This is a genomic window from Stenotrophomonas maltophilia (assembly GCF_023518235.1).
GTDB lineage: Bacteria > Pseudomonadota > Gammaproteobacteria > Xanthomonadales > Xanthomonadaceae > Stenotrophomonas.
The window spans coordinates 1,335,851-1,354,836 of the sequence record NZ_CP090423.1 but is presented as its reverse complement, the minus strand read 5'-3'; the positions used below and the strand labels follow the sequence as shown (position 1 = coordinate 1,354,836).

Below are 18,986 nucleotides of genomic sequence, written 5' to 3'. Positions count from 1 at the left end.
TTGGCTCACCAGGAGGATGCCAACCAAGGTTGGCATCCTCCTCACTGTTACAGCTGGATCTGCTGGAAGTTCTCGACGCGATCGTGGCCGTTGGCCGCCTGGCCAGTGCGCGGCAGCGGGTAATCGTCCAGGCGGTCGATCAGGCGGGTCTGCAGGCCGGCTTCGCGGGCGGCGTCCAGTTCTTCCACCACATCCGACAGGAACAGGATCTCGCCAGCCGGTACGCCGATGGACTGCACGATACGGCGATAGCTGTCCGCCTCACGCTTGCCGCCCACTTCGGTATCGAACCAGCCCGACACCAGCGGGCTGAGGTCGCCGGCATCGCTGAAGCCGAAGAACAGCTTCTGCGCCGGCACCGAACCGGAGGAGTACACGTACAGCGGCAGGCCCGAGGCGTGCCAGCCCTTCAGTACCGCCGCCACTTCCGGATAGAAGTGCGCGGTGTAGTCGCCGCGACGGTAGCCGGCGTCCCAGATCCGGCCCTGCAGCGCCTTCAGTGCGGTGTGCTTGCGGTCCTGGTCGATCCAGCCCTGCAGCGTCTCGACCACCAGGCTGTCCTGGCAGGCGCCGCCGATCTCGGTGGCCACCGCGTCCAGCCAGCGGCGCACGTCCGGGTCCTGGCCATGTTCGGCAACGAAGCCGGGCAGCGCCTGGCGCGCATAGGGGAACAGCACGTTCTTGACGAACGAGATGCTGCTGGTGGTGCCTTCGATATCGGTCAGGATGACGCGGGGCTGCATGGATCAGGATGCCTGGGTAGGGACGTAACGGGGGAACTTCTGCGCGATGTCGGTGCCGGTGAAATGGCCGACCCAGCCATCCGGCTCGGTGAAGAAGCGGATCGCCACGAAGCTGGGCTCATCACCCATGTCGAACCAGTGGGTGGTGCCATCGGGCACGGCGATCAGGTCATCCTTCACGCACTCGATCTCGTACACCTTGTCTTCCACGTGCAGGGTGAACAGGCCGGAGCCGGCGACGAAGAAGCGCACCTCGTCTTCCTTGTGGAAGTGTTCGTCGAGGAACTTCTTGCGCAGCTCGGCGCGGTTCGGGTTGTCCGGCGCGATCGAGGCCACATCCACGCTCTTGAAGCCGTTCTCGGCCACCAGGCGGTCGATGTCGGCGCGGTAGGCGGCGAACACTTCCTCCTGGCTGGCGCCCGGCGCGACCGGGGCAGTGGCCTGCCAGCGTTCAAAGGTGACGCCGATCTGCTTCAGCTCGGCAGCGATGAGCGCGCCGTCCTGGGTGTCCAGCAGTGGCGATTCGGGGCGGGTGTCGTCGTAGATGCGCAGTCGGCTCATGGCGGCAGCTTGAACGTCTCGGGGGGAAGACAGGGTAGCAGGGTAGGGGCAGGGTGCAGATTCCGGATCGGCATCTGCACCTGCGCGCGGGTTCAGCCGCGCAGCCTGCGCAGCTCCAGCTCGCAGTGGAACAGGAACTCGAAGGCCTCCAGGTGGCGGCGCGCCTCGGCCATGTCACGGCCCCAGGCGTACAGGCCGTGGCCATCGATCAGGTAGCCCCACAGGTTCTGCCGATCGAGCAGGTCGTCGACCTGCGCCGAGAGCACGTTCATGTCCTGGGTGTTGGCGAACACCGGCACATCCACGGCCATTTCATGGGTGCTGTTGCCGGCGAACGCTTTCAGCAGCTCGTAGCCTTCCAGGTGCACATGGCCTTGCGGCGCGTACAGGCGCGAGGCGATGGTCTGCACCGGCGAATGGGTGTGCAGCACGCAGCCCACTTCGGGGAAGCGGCGGTACAGCTGGGTGTGCAGCAGGGTTTCGGCGGACGGGCGCAGCGGGCGGCCGACGGCCTGGCCGTCGAAGTCCACCACCATGATGTCGTCCTCGATCAACCGGCCCTTGTCCTTGCCGGACACGGTGATCGCGGCGTGGCGGTCGTCCAGGCGGTGGGAGAAGTTGCTGCTGGTGGCCGGGGTCCAGCCGGCGTGGGCCAGCTCGCGGACGTTGTCGATCAGCAGCTGGGCCAGTTCGCCCAAGCGGGCGGTGTCGTAGGGGAAGGTGGTGGTGTCCATGGACGGCATTTTACGTGATCCGGCCCGATGCTGGGCCTGCGCGGCGACCGCCTGCCTGCTGCATGGGCAACACGAAGCGGTGTGCTGGCAGGCGGCGCGCAGGGGTTGGATCGAGGCAAGCACAGCGCTGGCTGAATGGGGAGAGCAGCGCTCCCGCTGGAAGCGATTCCGGTCGTGGACAGCCCTCTTGCTGCGAAACATCATCGGATTGCCGCAGAAATTCCGGCGAGCGCCAAGGAAAGGAGTACTTCGATGATCGCGCGCGCGATGGGGATGATGGGGGTGATTGGCATCATGCTTGCCAGCAGTGGCTGCACGATGGAATGGGTGAAGATGGATGCGGGTGGGCGGCCATTCGGCCCCGCCCACGCGAGTTGCAAGGCGCAGGCCGACGATCACTGGCCGGTCAGGAATGAAGTGGCCACGCGCACCGTCTACGAGGACCGCAAGGTGCCCTGCAGGCTTGATGAAGTCTGCGCCATTGACGGCAAGTACAACATGGTGCCGATGCCGAAAGATGAGAGTTACATCGTGGACGTCAACGCGTCCGACCGCAGCAGCGAGTTCAATGCTTGCATGGCCGGTGCGGGCTGGCAGCAGCAGCTCATCTGGTTCAACCGCCGCTAGGCGTGGCGCTCGGCCCGCGCCGGTGGCAAGGAGGGCAGGGCCATCAGGGCCCTGCCACGCGTGACTTACTTGTTGCGCAGACGACTGTGTCGGAACCCGTAGCAGAAATAGATCACGAAGCCGACGAAGGTCCACACGCCCATCAGCATCCAGTTGTGCATCGTCATCGCCGACAACAGCGCCAGGCAGCTCAGCACGCCCAGGCTGCAGATCAGCCAGGCCATCGGCATGCGGAACGGGCGCGGCAGGTCCGGCTGGGTGCGACGCAGGATCAGCACGCCGGCACACACGGCGGCAAACGCGATCAGCGTCCCCATCGACGTCAGTTCGCCGAGGATGTCCAGCGGGAACAGCGCCGCCAGCAGCGCGATGCCGATGCCGGTGATCACGGTGTTGATGTGTGGGGTGCGGTACTTCGGGTGGATCTTGGTGAACACCGGCGGCAACAGGCCGTCGCGACCCATGATCATGAAGATGCGCGGCTGGCCGATGATCATCACCAGCACCACCGAGGACAGGCCGACCAGCGCGCCGACCTCGACCACCCAGCGCAGCCAGTCCAGCTGCGGATGCGCGGCCACCGCGGTCACCACCGGCTCGTCGGTGCCGAGCAGCGGGTACGGCACCAGGCCGGTCATCACCGCGGCCATCGCGATGTACAGCACGGTGCAGACCACCAGCGACAGCATCATGCCGATCGGCATGTCACGTTGCGGATTCTTCGATTCCTGCGCCGCCACCGACACCGCCTCGAAGCCGATGTAGGCGAAGAACACCATCGCTGCGCCGCGCAGCACGCCTTCCATGCCGTACTTGCCGGGGCCTTCGTTGGCCGGGATGAAGGGCGTCCAGTTGCTGGTATCCACGTACTTCCAGCCGGCCACGATGACCAGCACGATCAGGCCGGTCTTGAGCACGACCATGGCCATGTTCATCGCCGAGGATTTGCTGATGCCGACGTAGCACAGCCAGGTCAGCAGCAGCACCAGTCCGGCTGCGGGCAGGTTGGCGATCGCGCCGGTCGGACGCAGCTGTGCGTCCAGTGGCGCGCTGACCAGCGCGGCGGGCAGATGGATGTCGAACTGGCTGAGCAGGCTGAGGAAGTAGCCGGTCCAGCTGACCGCCACTGCCGAGGCGGACACGCCGTATTCGAGCACCAGCATCCAGCCGATGAACCAGGCAGAGAGCTCGCCGAAGGTGGCGTAGGTATAGGTGTAGGCGCTGCCGGAGACCGGCACCATCGAGGCGAACTCGGCGTAGGCCAGTGCGCAGAAGGCGCAGCAGATCGCGGCCAGCACGAACGACAGCATGATCGCCGGGCCGGCGTGGTTGGCGGCGGCCTGGCCGGTGATCACGAAGATGCCGCCGCCGATCACCGCGCCGATGCCAAGGGCGGTCAGGCCCCAGGGGCCGAGGTGGCGGCGCAGGCTCAGGCCGTTGGCGTCTTCATGGGCGGCGTGCGGGTGCTTGGTGGCCCACAGTTGCTTGAACATGTCTGGTGGTCTTGTCGAAGTGCCGTTCGAGGCGGCGCGGGGAAAACGGACGGGCCGGCGCAGGGCCGGCCCGTAGGCGGATCAGGAGGACTTGGCCAGCTTGCTGTTGCGGATGCCGTAGCCCAGGTAGATCAGCATGCCCAGCACGGTCCAGCCGACGAACAGGTGCCAATGCACCACGAACGCCTGCCAGAACAGGAACAGGCAGGTGGCCGCGCCCAGCGGGCAGATGATCCAGACCATCGGCACGCGGAACGGGCGATGGATCTCCGGCTTGGTATAGCGCAGCACCAGCACGCCGATGCAGACCGTGGCGAAGGCCAGCAGGGTGCCCATCGACACCAGCTCGCCCAGCACGTTCAGCGGCACCAGGCCGGCCAGGGCGGCGGCGATCACGCCGACCACGATGGTGGCGACGTACGGGGTGCGGAAACGGGCGTGCACCTTGCCGAAGAACTTCGGCAGCAGACCGTCGCGGGAAATGGTGTAGGCGATGCGGGTCTGGCCCATCATCATCACCAGCACCACCGAAGACAGGCCGGCGATGGCGCCGATTTCCACCGCGGTCTTCAGCCACGACAGCTGCGGGTAGCCTTCCAGCGCGGTGGCCACCGGCTTGTCGGTGCCCAGCAGGTGGTACGGCATCATGCCGGTCAGCACCGCGCAGACGATGATGTAGACGATGGTGCACACCGCCAGCGAGCCGAGCAGGCCGATCGGCATGTTGCGCTGCGGATCCTTGGTTTCGCCGGCGGCGGTGGAAACCGCGTCGAAGCCGATGTAGGCGAAGAACACGATGGTGGCAGCGCGGAAGATGCCGCTCCAGCCGAACTCACCCGGCACGCCGGTGTTTTCCGGGATGAACGGCTGCCAGTTGGCCGGGTCGATATGGGCCGCGCCGATGCCGATGAACAGGCAGATGACGGTGACCTTGATCGCCACGATGATCGCGTTGACGAAGGCCGACTGGGTCACTCCCACGTACAGCAGGCCGGACACCGCCGCCACGATCAGCACCGCCGGCAGATTGAACAGCTTGCCGGAGGCGATGAACTCGCTGCCGGTCCAGGCGATGGGCGCGGCGCTGAGCAGGTCAGGGAACGGCATGTGCAGCGTAGTGGTGATGAAGCTGATCAGGTACGCCGACCAGCCCACCGCGACCGAGGCCGAGGCGAACAGGTACTCCAGCACCAGGCACCAGCCGATGAACCAGGCCATGCCTTCGCCGAGGGTGGCGTAGGAATAGGAGTAGGCGCTGCCGGAGACCGGCATCATCGCAGCGAACTCGGCATAGCACAGGCCCGCCAGGGCGCAGGCGAAACCGGCGATCACGAACGACAGCATCACCGCAGGGCCGGCGTGGTTGGCCGCCGCCTGGCCGGTCAACACGAAGATACCAGCGCCGATCACCGCACCCACGCCAAGCAGGATGAGGTGTTTAGCCGTGAGGGTCCGTTTCAACGTGGCCTCGCCATCCAGGCTGCCTTCGATGGGTTCGCCGGCATCGACGTGCCCGGCCGGCTGGACCGGCTTGACCCTCAACAGAGCTTTCAGCATGCAGTACTTCCTAGTGATCGGATTTGGGTGGGCCGCCGATACGTTGCCGACGGCCTGGAATGGTGAAGGCCGTGCGAACGGCCCGCTGTACCTTAGCCAAAGCTGAAGCCAACGCACAAGCGCAATCGCAACAATGAACGGCGATAATGAGCAGTATTTTTCCAAACGCCGCCCATTCATGAGCCAGACCGCCGAAACCCTTGCCGTGCTTGACGATCGCCTGCGTGGCCTGTTGCGCGACTATGCCCGCCGTGAGCCGGCCCACGACGCGCTGGCTGCCGAATTCGGCACATTGTTGGATGATCCGGAAGATCCGTTCCGCCGCGAACGGCTGGCCGGGCATTTCACCGCCAGCTGCTGGCTGGTCAGTGCCGATGGCCAGCGCCTGCTGCTGACCCATCACCGCAAGCTGCAGCGCTGGCTGCAGCTGGGCGGCCACGCCGACGGCGAGCGCGACCTGGCCCTGGTGGCGCTGAAGGAAGCCGAGGAGGAGTCGGGCCTGAGCGGCCTGGTGCTGGAAGATCCGGCCATCTTCGACATCGACAAGCACTGGATTCCCGAACGCAAGGACGTGCCGGGGCACTGGCATTATGACGTGCGTTTCGTGATCCGGGCGCTGGGTGGCGAGGCCTTCGTGCTCAGCGAGGAATCGCTGGCGCTGGCCTGGCGGGATGTGACCGAGGTCGCGGCCGATCCGGAATCGGACGAATCGATGCAGCGCATGGCGCGCCGCTGGCTGGCGCGCTGACCGGGCCATGCCCGGCGACGCGTTGATCAATACAGGATGCGGGTACGCAGCGTGCCCGCAATCGCGGCCAGCTCGTCGCGCACGGCGGCGGCCTGCTCCTCGCTGGCGGTGATGTCGATCACCACGTAGCCCACCTTCGGGTCGGTGCGCAGGAACTGGCCGTCGATGTTGACGTTGTGGCGCGAGAAGATCTCGTTGACCCTGGACAGCACGCCCGGCACGTTCTGGTGGATGTGCAGCAGGCGCAGGCTGTCGGCATGCTCGGGCAGGGTCACTTCCGGGAAGTTGACCGCCGACAGGGTGCTGCCGTTGTCGCTGTAGCGCACCAGCTTGGCCGCCACTTCCACACCGATGTTGTCCTGCGCCTCCAGCGTGCTGCCGCCGACGTGCGGGGTCAGGATCACGTTGTCGTGGCGGGTCAGCGGCGATTCGAAGATATCGCCGTTGCCCTTCGGCTCGACCGGGAACACGTCCAGCGCGGCGCCGCCGACGTGGCCGCTGGCCAGTGCGGCATCCAGCGCATCAATGTCGACCACGGTGCCGCGCGCGGCGTTGATCAGGTGCGCGCCCTTGCGCATCTTCGCCAGCTCGGTGCTGCCGATCATCCACTGCGTGGACGGGGTCTCCGGCACGTGCAGGGTGACGATGTCGGCGCGGGCCAGCAGGTCGTCCAGGCTGGCCGCTGCACGGGCATTGCCCAGTGCCAGCTTGGTTTCCACGTCGTGGAAGATCACCTGCATGCCCAGTGATTCAGCCAGCACGCCGACCTGGGTGCCGATGTGGCCGTAGCCGATGATGCCCAGCGTCTTGCCGCGCACCTCGTGGCTGCCGCTGGCCGACTTCGACCAGCCGCCGCGATGGCATTCAGCGTTCTTCTGCGGGATGCCGCGGGTCAGCATGATCGCTTCGGCGATCACCAGCTCGGCCACGCTGCGGGTGTTGGAGTAGGGCGCGTTGAACACCGGGATGCCGGCCAGCTCGGCCGCGTCCAGGTCGACCTGGTTGGTGCCGATGCAGAAACAGCCCACCGCGATCAGGCGCTTGGCCTCGGCGAGCACCTCGGCGCTGAGCTGGGTGCGCGAACGGATGCCGACGATGTGCGCCTCGGCGATGCGCGCCTTCAGTTCGTCCTCGGGCAGCGCCTTGGTGTGCGCTTCGATCTGGCTGTAGCCGGCCGCGCTGAACACCTCCACGGCGGTCTGGCTGACCCCCTCCAGCAACAGCACGCGGATATCCTGCTTCGGGAACGAGGTCTTCTTCGGCGACATGGGGCAACACGGCCAGTGGGACAGGGGCCAATCACTATGCCAGATCGCGACGCCGATGGTGCAGTGCGCAATTGGTTGGATCGGTAGCTATCTGCCTGCCTGCGGGGCTGGACGCTGGCGCGTGCCGCTGGCACGCTTGCCCGTTCTTCACGCACCGCGCTGGACCGTCATGACCGATTCCCGCATTGCCTCGCTGCAGCAGGCCTGTCCCGGCCTGAAGCTGAAGACCGACCCGGCCGACCTGGAGCATTACGGGCGCGACTGGACCCGACGCTGGACGCCGGCGCCGCTGGTGATCGCGCTGCCGGCCACGGTCGAGGAAGTGCAGGCGGTGATGCGTTGGAGCGCCGAGCATGGCGTGGCGGTGGTGCCGTCCGGCGGCCGCACCGGCCTGTCCGGAGGCGCTGTGGCGGCCAACGGCGAGCTGGTGCTCAGCCTGGAACGGATGAACAAGGCGCTGGCCTACGATGCGGTCGATCGCACGCTGGTGGTGCAGGCCGGCATGCCGCTGGAAGCCGTGCACAACGCCGCGCTGGACCACGGCCTGATCTACCCGGTGGATTTCGCTGCACGCGGTTCCTGCTCGATCGGCGGCAACATCGCCACCAATGCCGGTGGCATCCGGGTGATCCGCTACGGCAATACCCGTGAATGGATCGCCGGCCTGAAGGTGGTGACCGCCAATGGCGAACTGCTCGAACTCAACAAGGGCCTGATCAAGAACTCCAGCGGCTACGACTTCCGCCAGCTGCTGATCGGCTCGGAAGGCACGCTGGGCGTGATCGTCGAGGCCACGCTGAAGCTGACCGACCCGCCGCCGGCCAGCAACGTGATGCTGCTGGCACTGCCCAGCTTCGAAGTGCTGATGCAGGTGTTCGCCGCGTTCCGTGCGCGTCTGCAGCTGCAGGCCTTCGAATTCTTCACCGACCGCGCGCTGGAGCACGTGCTGGCGCACGGGGCGCAGGCGCCCTTCGATGAGGTGCATCCGTACTACGTGGTGACCGAGTTCGCAGCCAATGACGAGGCGCAGGAAGCGGCGGCGATGGCCGCCTTCGAGGACTGCATGGGCAATGGCTGGGTCAGCGACGGCGTGATCAGCGCCAGCGACGCCCAGGCTGCCCAGCTGTGGCGCCTGCGCGAAGGCATCACCGAAGCGCTGGCGCGTTACAAGCCCTACAAGAACGACGTCTCGGTGCGGATCTCGGCGATGCCGGCGTTCCTGGCCGAGACCCAGGCGCTGATCGGGCAGGCCTACCCGCACTTCGACGTGGTCTGGTTCGGCCACATCGGCGACGGCAACCTGCACATCAACGTGCTCAAGCCCGATGGCACCGGCGACGCCGATTTCGTTGCGCAGTGCGAGCACGTGACCAAGCTGCTGGCGCAGGTGCTGGCCCGCTTCGACGGCAGCATCTCGGCCGAGCACGGCATCGGCCTGGTCAAGAAGGGCTACCTGGACAGCACCCGCGGCCCGGCCGAAATCGCGCTGATGAAGGCGGTCAAACGTGCGTTCGATCCCCAAGCGCGGCTGAATCCCGGCAAGCTGTTCGACGTGTGAGCCGCGCATAGTCTTCACACACCCGTTACGCTCCCCGCATCCCAACAACCGGCTTCGAACCGATGACCCGTCCGCTTCTGCTGCTCGCCCTGCTGTCCCTGCCGCTGGCCGGCTTTGCATCCAGCTTCGCTGGCACCTCGGCCGGTTCGGCCACCGGTGCATCTTCCGGTTCCTCGGGCAGCAGCTCGGGTGATGACAAGGTGGTGCTGGCCGCACGCGATGACGCGGCCGCTTTCGTGGCCAGCGATGGCCAGATCCGTGGCGCGCGCCTGCAGGCGGCGCTGGTCCACCTGCGCGAGCAGAGTGCTGCCGCGCAGCAGCAGAGTGACCTGGAGCTGGCCCGCGCGCTGCTGGCGCGTTGATCCGGGTTGCATGGCACCCGCGATATCGCATTCTGTAGAGCCGAGCCATGCTCGGCTGAACACCTGCACGCCGACCGTGACAGCCGCCGAGCATGGCTCGGCGCTACAGAAGCGTGGGCGCTGGAACCCGGCCAGGCATGGCCTGGCTCTACTGCTGGCGGCTCCGGCCGTTCATGCCGGCGGATACCTGGAACTTGACCCTGCCGGGCTGAGCCCGGCGCAGCAGCAGGTGGCGACGCAGACCCTGGCCGACGTGCAGTCGCTGCTGCCCGATGGCCTGCTGCGCGCGTTGCCGGCACAGGTGCAGGTGCGCTGGAGCGACGATCTGCCGGCGGAGGTGCACGGCCGTGCCTTCGCTGGCGGCATTACCCTGCGCCGCGACCTGCTTGCAGACGCCCTGCCGGGGGCGCGCCGGGCAAGGCGCAGCGCGCTGGTGCACGAACTGACTCATGTGGCAGATCGCAGCGGCGCGGCATGGTCGCGCAGCCCGCGTTGGCGCGATCTGGCCGGGTGGCAGCGCAAGCCCTGGCATCTGGGCCGCGGCGACAACGACTTCCGTGACCGCCGCCCGGATGGCTATGAGCTGAAGAGTCCGGCCGAGTACCTGGCGGTGAATGCCGAGCATTTCGTGCTCGATGCCGATTTCGCCTGCAGGCGCCCGGCGCTGGCGCAGTGGTTCCAGGCCCATTTCGGAACGCCGCCATCATTGCCGCGGCCGCAGTGCGCGACGACGCTGCCGCTGCTGCAGGCCGAAGCCGAGGAGGGGGCGGCGTCGCTGCTGCAGTTGGACCCTGCACGCGTCTACGCGGTGGACTACCTGTTCGCCGAGGGCAGCGCACAGCCGATGAGCCGTTGGGGCCACAGCATGCTGCGGCTGGTGATCTGCCGGCCGGGGCGTGCGCGGGGTCCGGACTGCCGGCTGGATCTCGAGTATCACCGCGTACTGTCCTTCCGCGCCTTCGTCGGCGATGTGCAGATCTCCAACTGGCGTGGACTGACCGGCGGCTATCCCTCGCGGCTCTTCGTGCTGCCGTTGCAGCAGGTGGTGGATGAGTACACCAAGGTCGAGCTGCGTGGGCTGCAATCGCTGCCGTTGCAGCTGCAACGCGACGAGATCGCCAGCCTGCTCGAGCGCACCGCGCAGGTGCATTGGAGTTATGACGGCCGCTACTACTTCGTCAGCAACAACTGCGCGGTGGAGACCGCCAAGCTGCTGCAGGCCGGCGTGCCACGCCTGGGCCAGGCCGGCCTGGCGCAGTTGACCCCGCGTGGGCTGAAGCGCCGCTTGGCACGGCTGCAGGTGCTTGACCAACAGGTGTTGGCCGATCGCGATCTGGCGCAGGCGCAGGGCTACTATTTCGCCTCGGCGCGTGACCATTACCAGCAGCTGTTCGGCGTGGCGGCCGCGCAGCTGGCCTTGCCCGCACGCGATGTACGCGGCTGGCTGAAGCTGCCGGCGCGGCAGCGCGCGCCTTGGCTGCTGCAGGGCGATCTGCGCGCCAGCGCCGGCCTGCTGCTGCTGGAACAGGCCGCGCAACGGCGCGCCGAACTGCGCGCCCGCGATCTGCTCAAGCGGCGCCTGCTGGCGGCAGCGGACAGCGACCAGACCCGCGCATTACGCGGCCTGCTGGAACAGAGTGGGCAGTGGCTGCGCCCGGCATCGTTGTTGGCCGACGGCGGCTACGGACTGCCGCAGGCCGATGAGCAGGTGCCACTGGCGCAGGCGGTGGCGGCGATGAGTGCGCAGGCGGTTCCCGGTTGGCAGGCGCTGCGCGTGCAGCTTCGCCAGCAGCTGCCGGCGAAGCAGCGTGCCGAGATGGACGCCATCGATGCCAACCTGGCTGCACTGGGCGCACACCTGCGCAGGCAGGCGGCGACGCCGGCTACTGGCGAGGCAGCTCGATGACGAAGCGGCTGCCGCCGGCAATCCCCGGCGTGCAGTACGCTTGGCCGCCGTGCGCATCGGCGATCGCCTTCACCACCGCCAGGCCGAGGCCGCTGCCGCCGCCTTGACGCGAGCGCGATCCGTCGGCGCGCATGAATGGGGTGAAGATATCCGCGTGCAGTTCCGGGTCGATGCCGGGGCCCTCGTCTTCGATGGCCACCTGCACATGGCCCGGTGTGTCATGCACGGCGATGCGGACCCTGCCCGGGCTGGCGTAGCGCCGCGCGTTCTCCAGCAGTGCCAGCAGCGCCTGCCGCAGCCGGGTCGGGTCGCAGTGCGCGTTGTGTTCCTCGCGGCTGGTTTCCAGTTCCAGCACGAAGCCGGCGGTGCGGAACTGCGGATCGACCAGGGTCATCACCGAATGCACTTCGGCCACCACATCGGTGCGTGCCCGGCGCACGTCCAGCCGCGCATTGTCGGCCAGGCTGAGCACGCGCAGGTCCTCGATCAGCCGCGACAGGCCCTCGACCTGCGCCAGCAGGCTGCGGAACTGCGATTCATCGGGCTGGAACACGCCTTCGGCCAGCCCCTGCAGGCGGCCACGCAGGATGGTCACCGGCGTTCGCAGTTCATGGGCGATGGCGGCATGCCACATCGCACGCTCGCTTTCCATCTGCTGCAGCCTGCGCGCCATCGCATTGAAGTCCTCGACCAGGGTGGCCACTTCGCCCGGCGAGTTCTCTTCGGCACTGGCACGTGCGCCCAGATCGCCGTCGGCAAGCGCGCGCACGCTGTCCACCAGCGAGTTCAGCGGTGACAGGATGCGATGGGCCAGACGGAAGGACGCGGCGATGGCCAATGCCAGGCCGGTCAGGATCACGCCCACCATCCAGGCCAGTTCAGGGCCGGTCGGCAGCCATCCTTCCGGCTCATCGGTGCTGCCGGGGAAGAATTCCACCAGCACTGCATACAGCAGCCACGACGACAGGATCATCATCACGATGACGCCGATCACCATCAGCGACATCGACACGATGATGTGCCGGCTGAGCCCGGAGCGACGCAGGCCTGCCATCAGCGGTCGGCCATCAGCCGGTAGCCGACGCCGCGCACGCTGGCCGGCACGTTCAGCATGCCGACCTCATCCAGCTTGCGGCGCAGCTTGCTGACGTGGCTGTCGACGGTGCGCTCCAGCGCCTCGCTTTCGGGCAGGCATTCGTGCATCAGTTCGCTACGGCTGAAGATGCGCGTGGGCGCCAGGGCCATGCAATGCAGCAGCTTGAACTCGGTGAGCGTGAGCAGGACCTCGTGGCTGTAGCCGTCTCCTTCCACGTGCACCGCATGGGTGCCCCAGTCGATCAGCAGCGGGCCCACGCGCAGCGCGGTGGGTGCATCGACGCGCGCGGCGCGCAGGGTGCGGCGCAGCACGGCGCGCACGCGCGCGGCCACTTCGGCCGGGTTGAAGGGTTTGACGACGTAGTCATCGGCACCCATGCGCAGGGCGGTCAGCTTGTCCAGGTCCTGGTCCAGCGCGGTCAACATGATCACCGGTGTTTCACCGCGCTGGCGCAGCTGGGTCAGTACGCTCCACCCGTCCAGGCGCGGCAGCTGCACGTCCAGCAGCACCAGGTCCGGGCGGGCGCTGCGGTGCAGGTCCAGTGCGGTGTGGCCATCGGCGGCGCGCAGCGTGCGCAGCCCCTCGCGTTCCAGATAAGCGGTGAGGATGTCGGCGATCTCGGCCTCATCCTCGACGATCAGGACGAGGGCGGCCAGGGCAGGAGAGGCGTGCATGCAGGGGCGGGGCGGTAAGGTGCTTGCCTCCATCGTATCTCCACACTTCCTCCATCGAAACCCCATCATCGGCCCGCACACTGCGCGCTTCAGAACCTATCCGCCGCCTGCGCGGCATTGTGCACAGCAATGAGAACCTTCAGGACGCCGGTCGCGTTGATCGCGGCGCTCACCCTGGCCATGACGGCCTGTTCCTCCCCCGAAGCCACTCCGGAAGCGGCGCCGCGCGTCGGCGTGGTCACCGTGGCCACGCAGGTGGTGCAGCGCGATGACGAGCTGCCCGGGCGCGTCGCTGCGGTGCGCACCGCGCAGATCCGCGCGCAGGTGGGCGGCATCGTGCAGCGCCGCCTGTTCGAGCAGGGCGCCGAAGTGCGTGCCGGCCAGGCCCTGTTCCAGATCGACCCGGCCGCATTCCGTGCCGATGTCGATTCGGCATTGGCCGCTCTGCAGCGCAGCGAGGCGGCACTGGGCCGCAGCCGCGTGCAGTCGCAGCGCCTGCATGCGTTGGCCGCGGCACAGGCGGTCAGCCAGCAGCACCGCGACGATGCCAGCGCCGAGTTCGAGCAGGCCCGCGCCGCAGTGAATGAAGCGCGCGCGATTCTCGCCCGTCGCCAGCTTGATCTGCGTTATGCCACGGTCAGTGCGCCGATCGAGGGGCGTATCGACCAGGCGCTGGTGACCGAAGGTGCGCTGGTCGGCGTGACCGACGCCGAACCGATGGCGGTGGTGCAGCAGATCGATCAGGTCTACGTCGATGTGCGCCAGCCCGCCGCACAGCTGGAGTCGCTGCAGCGCAGTGCCGCCGGTGGCGGCGAGCTGCCCGTGACCATCATCGGGGCGGCCGGCAAGGCATTGCCGGAGCGTGGCCAGCTGCTGTTCTCGGGCATCAATGTCGATGCGCGCACCGGCGATGTGATCCTGCGGATCCTGGTCGACAATCCGCAGCGGCAGTTGCTGCCGGGCATGTATGTGCGCGCCAGGGTGCCGCGTGGTGCGCCGGCCAGCGCGCTGACGGTGCCGCAGCAGGCGGTGCTGCGCAGTGCCGGTGGCCAGGCCTACGCCTGGGTGGTGGGCGCCGACGGCAAAGCGGTGATCCGCACATTGGAGGTGGACGGCAGCGTCAACCGCCAGTGGCTGGTCCGGCATGGGTTGAAGGCGGGCGAGAAGGTGGTGGTCGAGGGCCAGGAGCGCCTGCAGGAAGGCGTGGTGGTCGATGCGCGTGACTGGCAGTTGCCGGTCGCCAGCGCCAGCACCGGCGCGGCACAGGCCGGCAGCAAGGGCTGAGCCTTTCCACGGCAGTCCCTCCAGGGCCCGCTCCTCCAGGAGTTTCCAACATGGCACGTTTCTTCATCGATCGCCCGGTGTTCGCCTGGGTGCTGGCGATCTTCATCATTCTGGCCGGCGTGCTGGCGATACCGCGCCTGGCCGTGGAGCGCTATCCGTCGGTTGCGCCGCCCAGCGTCAGCATCTACGCCAGCTATCCAGGCGCCAGCCCGCAGACGCTCAACGACGCCGTGGTCGGACTGATCGAACGCGAGCTGTCCAGCGTCAAGCACCTGCTGTATTTCGAATCGTCGGTGGATACCTCCGGCGAGGCCTCGATTACCGCCACCTTCAAGCCGGGTACCGACCCGGAGCTGGCGCAGGTGGATGTGCAGAACCGGATCAAGGCGATCGAGCCGCGATTGCCGCGCAGCGTGCGCCAGAATGGCCTGTTCGTGGAGGCCGCCGATTCCGGTTTCCTGATGCTGGTGGGCCTGCGATCGCCCGACGCCAGCGTCAGCGAGGCGGCGCTCGGTGATTTCATGGCGCGCAACATCATCGAGGAGCTGCGTCGTATCGACGGTGTCGGCCGCGTGCAGCTGTTCGGCGCCGAGCAGGCGATGCGGGTGTGGCTGGATCCTGCCCGGCTGACCGGCTACGGCCTGACCATCGGCGATGTGGCCACCGCCATCGAACAGCAGAATCTGGAGATTTCCCCGGGGCGCATCGGTGATTCACCGGGCGTTCCTGGGCAGCGCATCACCGTTCCGCTGAGTGCCGACGGGCAGTTGTCCACACCGGAGCAGTTTGCCGCCATCGTGCTGCGCGCTGGCGCCAATGGCTCGCAGGTGGTGCTGGGCGACGTCGCACGTGTCGAACTGGGCGCACAGAGTTACGCCTGGGGTACGCGCGAGGACGGCCACCCAGCCACCGCCGCCGGCGTGCAGCTGCGCCCGGGCGCGAACGCGGTGCGTACGGCCGCCGCGGTGCGGGAGCGGATGGCGGAGCTGGCGCCGTTGCTGCCGCGCGGCGTGGAATCGAGCATCCCGTTTGACACCGCGCCGTTCGTGAAGATCTCCATCCAGAAAGTGGTGCAGACCCTGCTGGAGGCGATGCTGCTGGTGTTCGCAGTGATGTACCTGTTCCTGCAGAACTGGCGCTACACGCTGATTCCTGCCCTGGTTGCGCCGATCGCGCTGCTGGGAACGTTTGCGGTGATGCTGGCGCTGGGCTTCTCGATCAATGTGCTGACCATGTTCGGCATGGTGCTGGCGATCGGCATCATCGTCGACGATGCGATCGTGGTGGTGGAGGGTGTCGAGCGGATCATGGCCGAGGAAGGCCTGCCGCCGCGCGAGGCGACGCTCAAGGCGATGCGTGAGCTGACCGGTGCGGTGATCGGCATCACCCTGGTGCTGACCGCGGTGTTCATCCCGATGGCGTTCTCCAGCGGTTCGGTGGGCGCCATCTACCGCCAGTTCACCGTGGCGATGGCGGTGTCGATCCTGTTCTCGGCGCTGCTGGCATTGAGTCTGACCCCGGCGTTGTGCGCGACGCTGCTGCGCCAGGCCGATCCTGGCCACCCGGGTCGCGGTGGGCTGCTGGGCGGGTTCAACCGAGCATTCGAGCGGATGACCGGACGTTACCAGCGTGGCGTGGCCGGGGTGCTCAAGCGCAGTGGCCGGGTCATGGCAGTGTTCGTGGCACTGGTGGCGGCCCTGTTGCTGGGACTGCACTGGTTGCCGGGTGCGTTCCTGCCTGAAGAGGACCAGGGCTACTTCATGACCTCGATCCAGCTGCCGGCCGAAGCCACCGCCGAGCGCACGCTGGCGGTGGTGGAAGCCTACGAGCGGCACGTCGGATCGCGGCCGGGCATCGCCTCCAACCAGTCGATTCTGGGCTACAGCTTTTCCGGCTCCGGCCCGAGTGCGGCCCTGGCCTACACCATGCTGAAGGACTGGGGTGAGCGCGCCGGCGCCACCGCTGCCAGCGAAGTGGAGGCGGCGCAGAAGGCGATGGCCGCGGTGGGGGAGGGTGAGGTGATGAGCGTGATGCCACCGGCCATCGACAGCCTGGGGCGGTCCTCTGGTTTTTCGCTGGCATTGCAGGCGCGGACCGGGCAGAGCCAGGCCGAACTGCGCGCGGCACTGCAGCAGCTGCTGAAGCTGGCCGAGGCCAGCCCGCTGTTGTCGGAGGTGCATGCCGATGGCTTGCCGGCCGGCACCAGTGTGCGACTGGACATCGACCGCGCCAAGGCCGAGGCGATGGGTGTTGGCTTTGCCGACATCAGCAGCACGCTGTCTGCGGCGATGGGGTCGCAGTACGTCAACGACTTCCCCAACAAGGGGCGGTTGCAGCAGGTGATCCTGCAGGCCGATGCGCCGCACCGGATGGAACTGGACGACGTGCTCAAGCTCTATGTGCGCAACAGCGAGGGTGGCATGGTGGCCTTGTCCGAACTGGTGGTTCCGCACTGGACCGAAGCCCCCCTGCAGTTGCAGCGCTATCTCGGCTTCCCCGCGCTGAACCTGTCGGGCGCACCGGCGCCGGGCACCTCCACCGGCCAGGCCATGGCCGAGATGGAGCGGCTGGCCCGGCAGCTGCCCGATGGTTTCGCCCTGCAGTGGACCAGCCAGTCGCTGCAGGAGCGCGAATCGGGCGCGCAGGCGCCTTGGCTGCTGCTGTTGTCGATGCTGGTGGTGTTCCTGGTACTGGCAGCGTTGTATGAAAGCTGGTCGATTCCGGTGTCGGTGATGCTGGTGGTGCCACTGGGCCTGCTCGGCGCGGTGGCGGCCGTGCTGCTGCGTGACATGCCGAATGATGTGTTCTTCAAGGTCGGCATGATCACCGTGATCGGCTTGTCGGCGAAGAATGCGATTCTCATCGTCGAGTTCGCACGCCAGCTGCAGCAGCAGGGCCGCGGCCTGGTCGAGGCGGCGTCGGAGGCGGCACGCCTGCGCCTGCGGCCGATCGTGATGACCTCGCTGGCGTTCGCACTGGGCGTGGTGCCGTTGATGCTGGCACAGGGCGCGTCGAAGGAAACCCAGCAGGCGATTGGAACCGGCGTGTTCGGCGGCATGGTCAGCGCGACCGTGCTGGCGGTGTTCTTCGTGCCGGTCTTCTATGTAGTGGTGCAGGGCGCGCGGCAATCGATCGCGCGGCGCCTGCGCAGGCGCCGGCCGATGCCGGAAGGATCCGTGGATGGAACGGAACATCATTGATGATCTGCACGAACGCCAGCTGGCGGTGCTGGAGCAGCGCCTGTGCCAGGCGTTGCTGGAAGATGACCGCGAAACACTGACCGCGCTGGTATCGCCGGCGTTGTTCATGATGGAGGCCAACGGCGGGCGCATGCTCGAGCTGCCATGGCTGGGCGATTGGCTGGCCGGCAATCTGCAGGTCAAGGGACTGCAGGTGCAGGCGGTGGAAACGTTGTTGTGCGGGCGGCTGGCGTTGCTGTCCAGTGATGTGCGATTGGTGGCGCACTGGCGCGGCCGTGAGCATGCAATGGGGCTGCGCCTGCTGCGGGTGTGGACCTGCAGTTCCGGTGCCGGTGGCGCGCAGCTGCTGTCGATGGCGGTGCTGGCTGCATGAATGCGGTCAGCCCGGTTTCAGCCCCCGCTCAGCGCCAGATGGTAGGGTCGGGCTTCCCTGTAGTGTCGACAAGGAGTCGAGCCATGCGTGTAGTTCCCGGTCTGTTGGCCGCTTCCCTCGGCCTGGCGCTGGCTGCCTGCCAGCCGCCGTCGTCTCCTGCCGCGGGCGGTGATGCGGCTGCACCGGCAACGCCGCAGCCCAGCGCCGCGAGCGGCGGTGGCAGCCAAACCACCTACCAGTGTGGTGACCTGAGCGTGCGCGCCACCTTCAACGGCGAGGACGCGGCCACGGTGGTGATTGGCGATCGCACGTTGGCGATGACCTCCGAACGTGCTGCGTCGGGTGCGAAGTACGCTGACCGCCAGGGCAACAGCTTCTGGACCCAGGGCAGCGATGACGGCCTGCTCAGCCTGAAGGGCGAGCCGGACCGCGAGTGCCATGCAGTGCAGGCGACAGAAGGCGATGGCAGTGCCGGCGTTGCCGCCTTCCGTGCCACCGGTAATGAGCCGGGCTGGATGGCGGTCGTCGACGGCGACACGCCGGGGCTGCAGGTCGAAGTCGATTATGGCGAGCGCCGCTTCGACGTGGCCGCGCCCACCGCAGGTGCAGACGGCTGGAGCGGCAAGGCGGCTGACGGCACCGACGTCAAGCTCAGCTTCCAGCGCACCACCTGCCAGGACGACATGAGTGGCGAAGCCTTCGAGGCCAAGGCGATGCTGACGGTGGGGACCCGCCAGTACCATGGCTGCGGCAATTTCGGCGCGAAGTAACGCTTGCTTCCGACACTGCGCTCGCCGGGCGT

General features: G+C 67.5%; 17 protein-coding genes. 9 read left to right on the top strand and 8 right to left on the bottom strand.

From position 1 onward, the window contains the following. Positions 1-47 precede the first annotated feature (47 nt). The 3 genes from mtnC to LZ605_RS06340 form a co-directional block, all read right to left on the bottom strand. Positions 48-743 (bottom strand): acireductone synthase, encoded by a 696-nt coding sequence (gene mtnC / locus LZ605_RS06350; protein WP_249844156.1) that lies wholly within the window; start codon positions 741-743, stop codon positions 48-50. A 3-nt stretch (positions 744-746) separates the two neighbouring features. After that, positions 747-1,304: a 1,2-dihydroxy-3-keto-5-methylthiopentene dioxygenase gene (locus LZ605_RS06345; RefSeq protein WP_249844155.1), complete on the bottom strand. Its 558-nt coding sequence runs from the start codon at positions 1,302-1,304 to the stop codon at positions 747-749. A gap of 92 nt (positions 1,305-1,396) precedes the next feature. Then, positions 1,397-2,038 carry a methylthioribulose 1-phosphate dehydratase gene (locus tag LZ605_RS06340; RefSeq protein ID WP_249845001.1) on the bottom strand — a complete coding sequence of 214 codons (642 nt, stop codon included), beginning with the start codon at positions 2,036-2,038 and terminating at the stop codon, positions 1,397-1,399. A gap of 252 nt (positions 2,039-2,290) precedes the next feature. Between LZ605_RS06340 and LZ605_RS06335 the strand changes: the two genes are divergently transcribed. Then, positions 2,291-2,665: a hypothetical protein gene (locus LZ605_RS06335; protein ID WP_249844154.1), complete on the top strand. Its 375-nt coding sequence runs from the start codon at positions 2,291-2,293 to the stop codon at positions 2,663-2,665. Between the two features lie 65 nt (positions 2,666-2,730). On the opposite strand, the gene LZ605_RS06330 is transcribed toward LZ605_RS06335, so the two are convergent. Together LZ605_RS06330 and LZ605_RS06325 are read right to left on the bottom strand one after the other, a co-directional pair. Next, positions 2,731-4,158 carry an amino acid permease gene (locus LZ605_RS06330; RefSeq protein WP_249844153.1) on the bottom strand — a complete coding sequence of 476 codons (1,428 nt, stop codon included), beginning with the start codon at positions 4,156-4,158 and terminating at the stop codon, positions 2,731-2,733. An 81-nt stretch (positions 4,159-4,239) separates the two neighbouring features. Then, complete coding sequence (locus LZ605_RS06325; RefSeq protein ID WP_249844152.1) at positions 4,240-5,715, bottom strand: amino acid permease; 1,476 nt, start codon at positions 5,713-5,715, stop codon at positions 4,240-4,242. Positions 5,716-5,848: 133 nt separating this feature from the next. Between LZ605_RS06325 and LZ605_RS06320 the strand changes: the two genes are divergently transcribed. Beyond that, complete coding sequence (locus LZ605_RS06320) at positions 5,849-6,463, top strand: NUDIX hydrolase (RefSeq protein WP_249844151.1); 615 nt, start codon at positions 5,849-5,851, stop codon at positions 6,461-6,463. A 26-nt stretch (positions 6,464-6,489) separates the two neighbouring features. On the opposite strand, the gene serA is transcribed toward LZ605_RS06320, so the two are convergent. Next, positions 6,490-7,731, bottom strand: a complete 1,242-nt coding sequence (gene serA / locus LZ605_RS06315; protein WP_054171635.1) for a phosphoglycerate dehydrogenase — start codon at positions 7,729-7,731, stop codon at positions 6,490-6,492. Between the two features lie 169 nt (positions 7,732-7,900). Between serA and LZ605_RS06310 the strand changes: the two genes are divergently transcribed. The 3 genes from LZ605_RS06310 (at position 7,901) to LZ605_RS06300 (ending at position 11,557) form a co-directional block, all read left to right on the top strand. Then, positions 7,901-9,289, top strand: coding sequence for an FAD-binding oxidoreductase (locus LZ605_RS06310; RefSeq protein ID WP_249844150.1), 1,389 nt, complete (start codon positions 7,901-7,903; stop codon positions 9,287-9,289). Positions 9,290-9,351: 62 nt separating this feature from the next. Further along, the gene (locus LZ605_RS06305) at positions 9,352-9,651 is read left to right on the top strand and encodes a DUF2388 domain-containing protein (RefSeq protein ID WP_049447145.1); all 300 of its coding nucleotides are present in this window, start codon (positions 9,352-9,354) and stop codon (positions 9,649-9,651) included. 142 nt (positions 9,652-9,793) lie between these two features. Beyond that, a complete protein-coding gene (locus LZ605_RS06300; protein ID WP_249845000.1) occupies positions 9,794-11,557 on the top strand; it encodes a DUF4105 domain-containing protein in 1,764 nt (587 codons plus the stop codon). On the opposite strand, the gene LZ605_RS06295 is transcribed toward LZ605_RS06300, so the two are convergent. Both LZ605_RS06295 and LZ605_RS06290 read right to left on the bottom strand, forming a co-directional pair. Then, complete coding sequence (locus LZ605_RS06295; RefSeq protein ID WP_249844149.1) at positions 11,535-12,611, bottom strand: ATP-binding protein; 1,077 nt, start codon at positions 12,609-12,611, stop codon at positions 11,535-11,537. The genes LZ605_RS06300 and LZ605_RS06295 overlap by 23 nt on opposite strands. Continuing rightward, positions 12,611-13,327, bottom strand: a complete 717-nt coding sequence (locus tag LZ605_RS06290) for a response regulator (RefSeq protein WP_181358678.1) — start codon at positions 13,325-13,327, stop codon at positions 12,611-12,613. Before LZ605_RS06290 ends, LZ605_RS06295 begins: the two co-directional genes overlap by 1 nt. Positions 13,328-13,456: 129 nt before the next feature. Here LZ605_RS06290 and LZ605_RS06285 point away from each other — a divergent pair, with 129 nt between their 5' ends. The 4 genes from LZ605_RS06285 (at position 13,457) to LZ605_RS06270 (ending at position 18,954) form a co-directional block, all read left to right on the top strand. Further along, the gene (locus LZ605_RS06285; protein WP_249844148.1) at positions 13,457-14,611 is read left to right on the top strand and encodes an efflux RND transporter periplasmic adaptor subunit; all 1,155 of its coding nucleotides are present in this window, start codon (positions 13,457-13,459) and stop codon (positions 14,609-14,611) included. 50 nt (positions 14,612-14,661) lie between these two features. Further along, entirely contained in the window at positions 14,662-17,811 is a 3,150-nt protein-coding gene (locus LZ605_RS06280) for a multidrug efflux RND transporter permease subunit (RefSeq protein WP_249844147.1), read from the top strand. After that, the gene (locus LZ605_RS06275) at positions 17,792-18,184 is read left to right on the top strand and encodes a nuclear transport factor 2 family protein (RefSeq protein WP_249844146.1); all 393 of its coding nucleotides are present in this window, start codon (positions 17,792-17,794) and stop codon (positions 18,182-18,184) included. Before LZ605_RS06280 ends, LZ605_RS06275 begins: the two co-directional genes overlap by 20 nt. Before the next feature lie 83 nt (positions 18,185-18,267). Next, positions 18,268-18,954, top strand: coding sequence for an MliC family protein (locus LZ605_RS06270; RefSeq protein ID WP_249844145.1), 687 nt, complete (start codon positions 18,268-18,270; stop codon positions 18,952-18,954). Positions 18,955-18,986 lie beyond the last annotated feature (32 nt).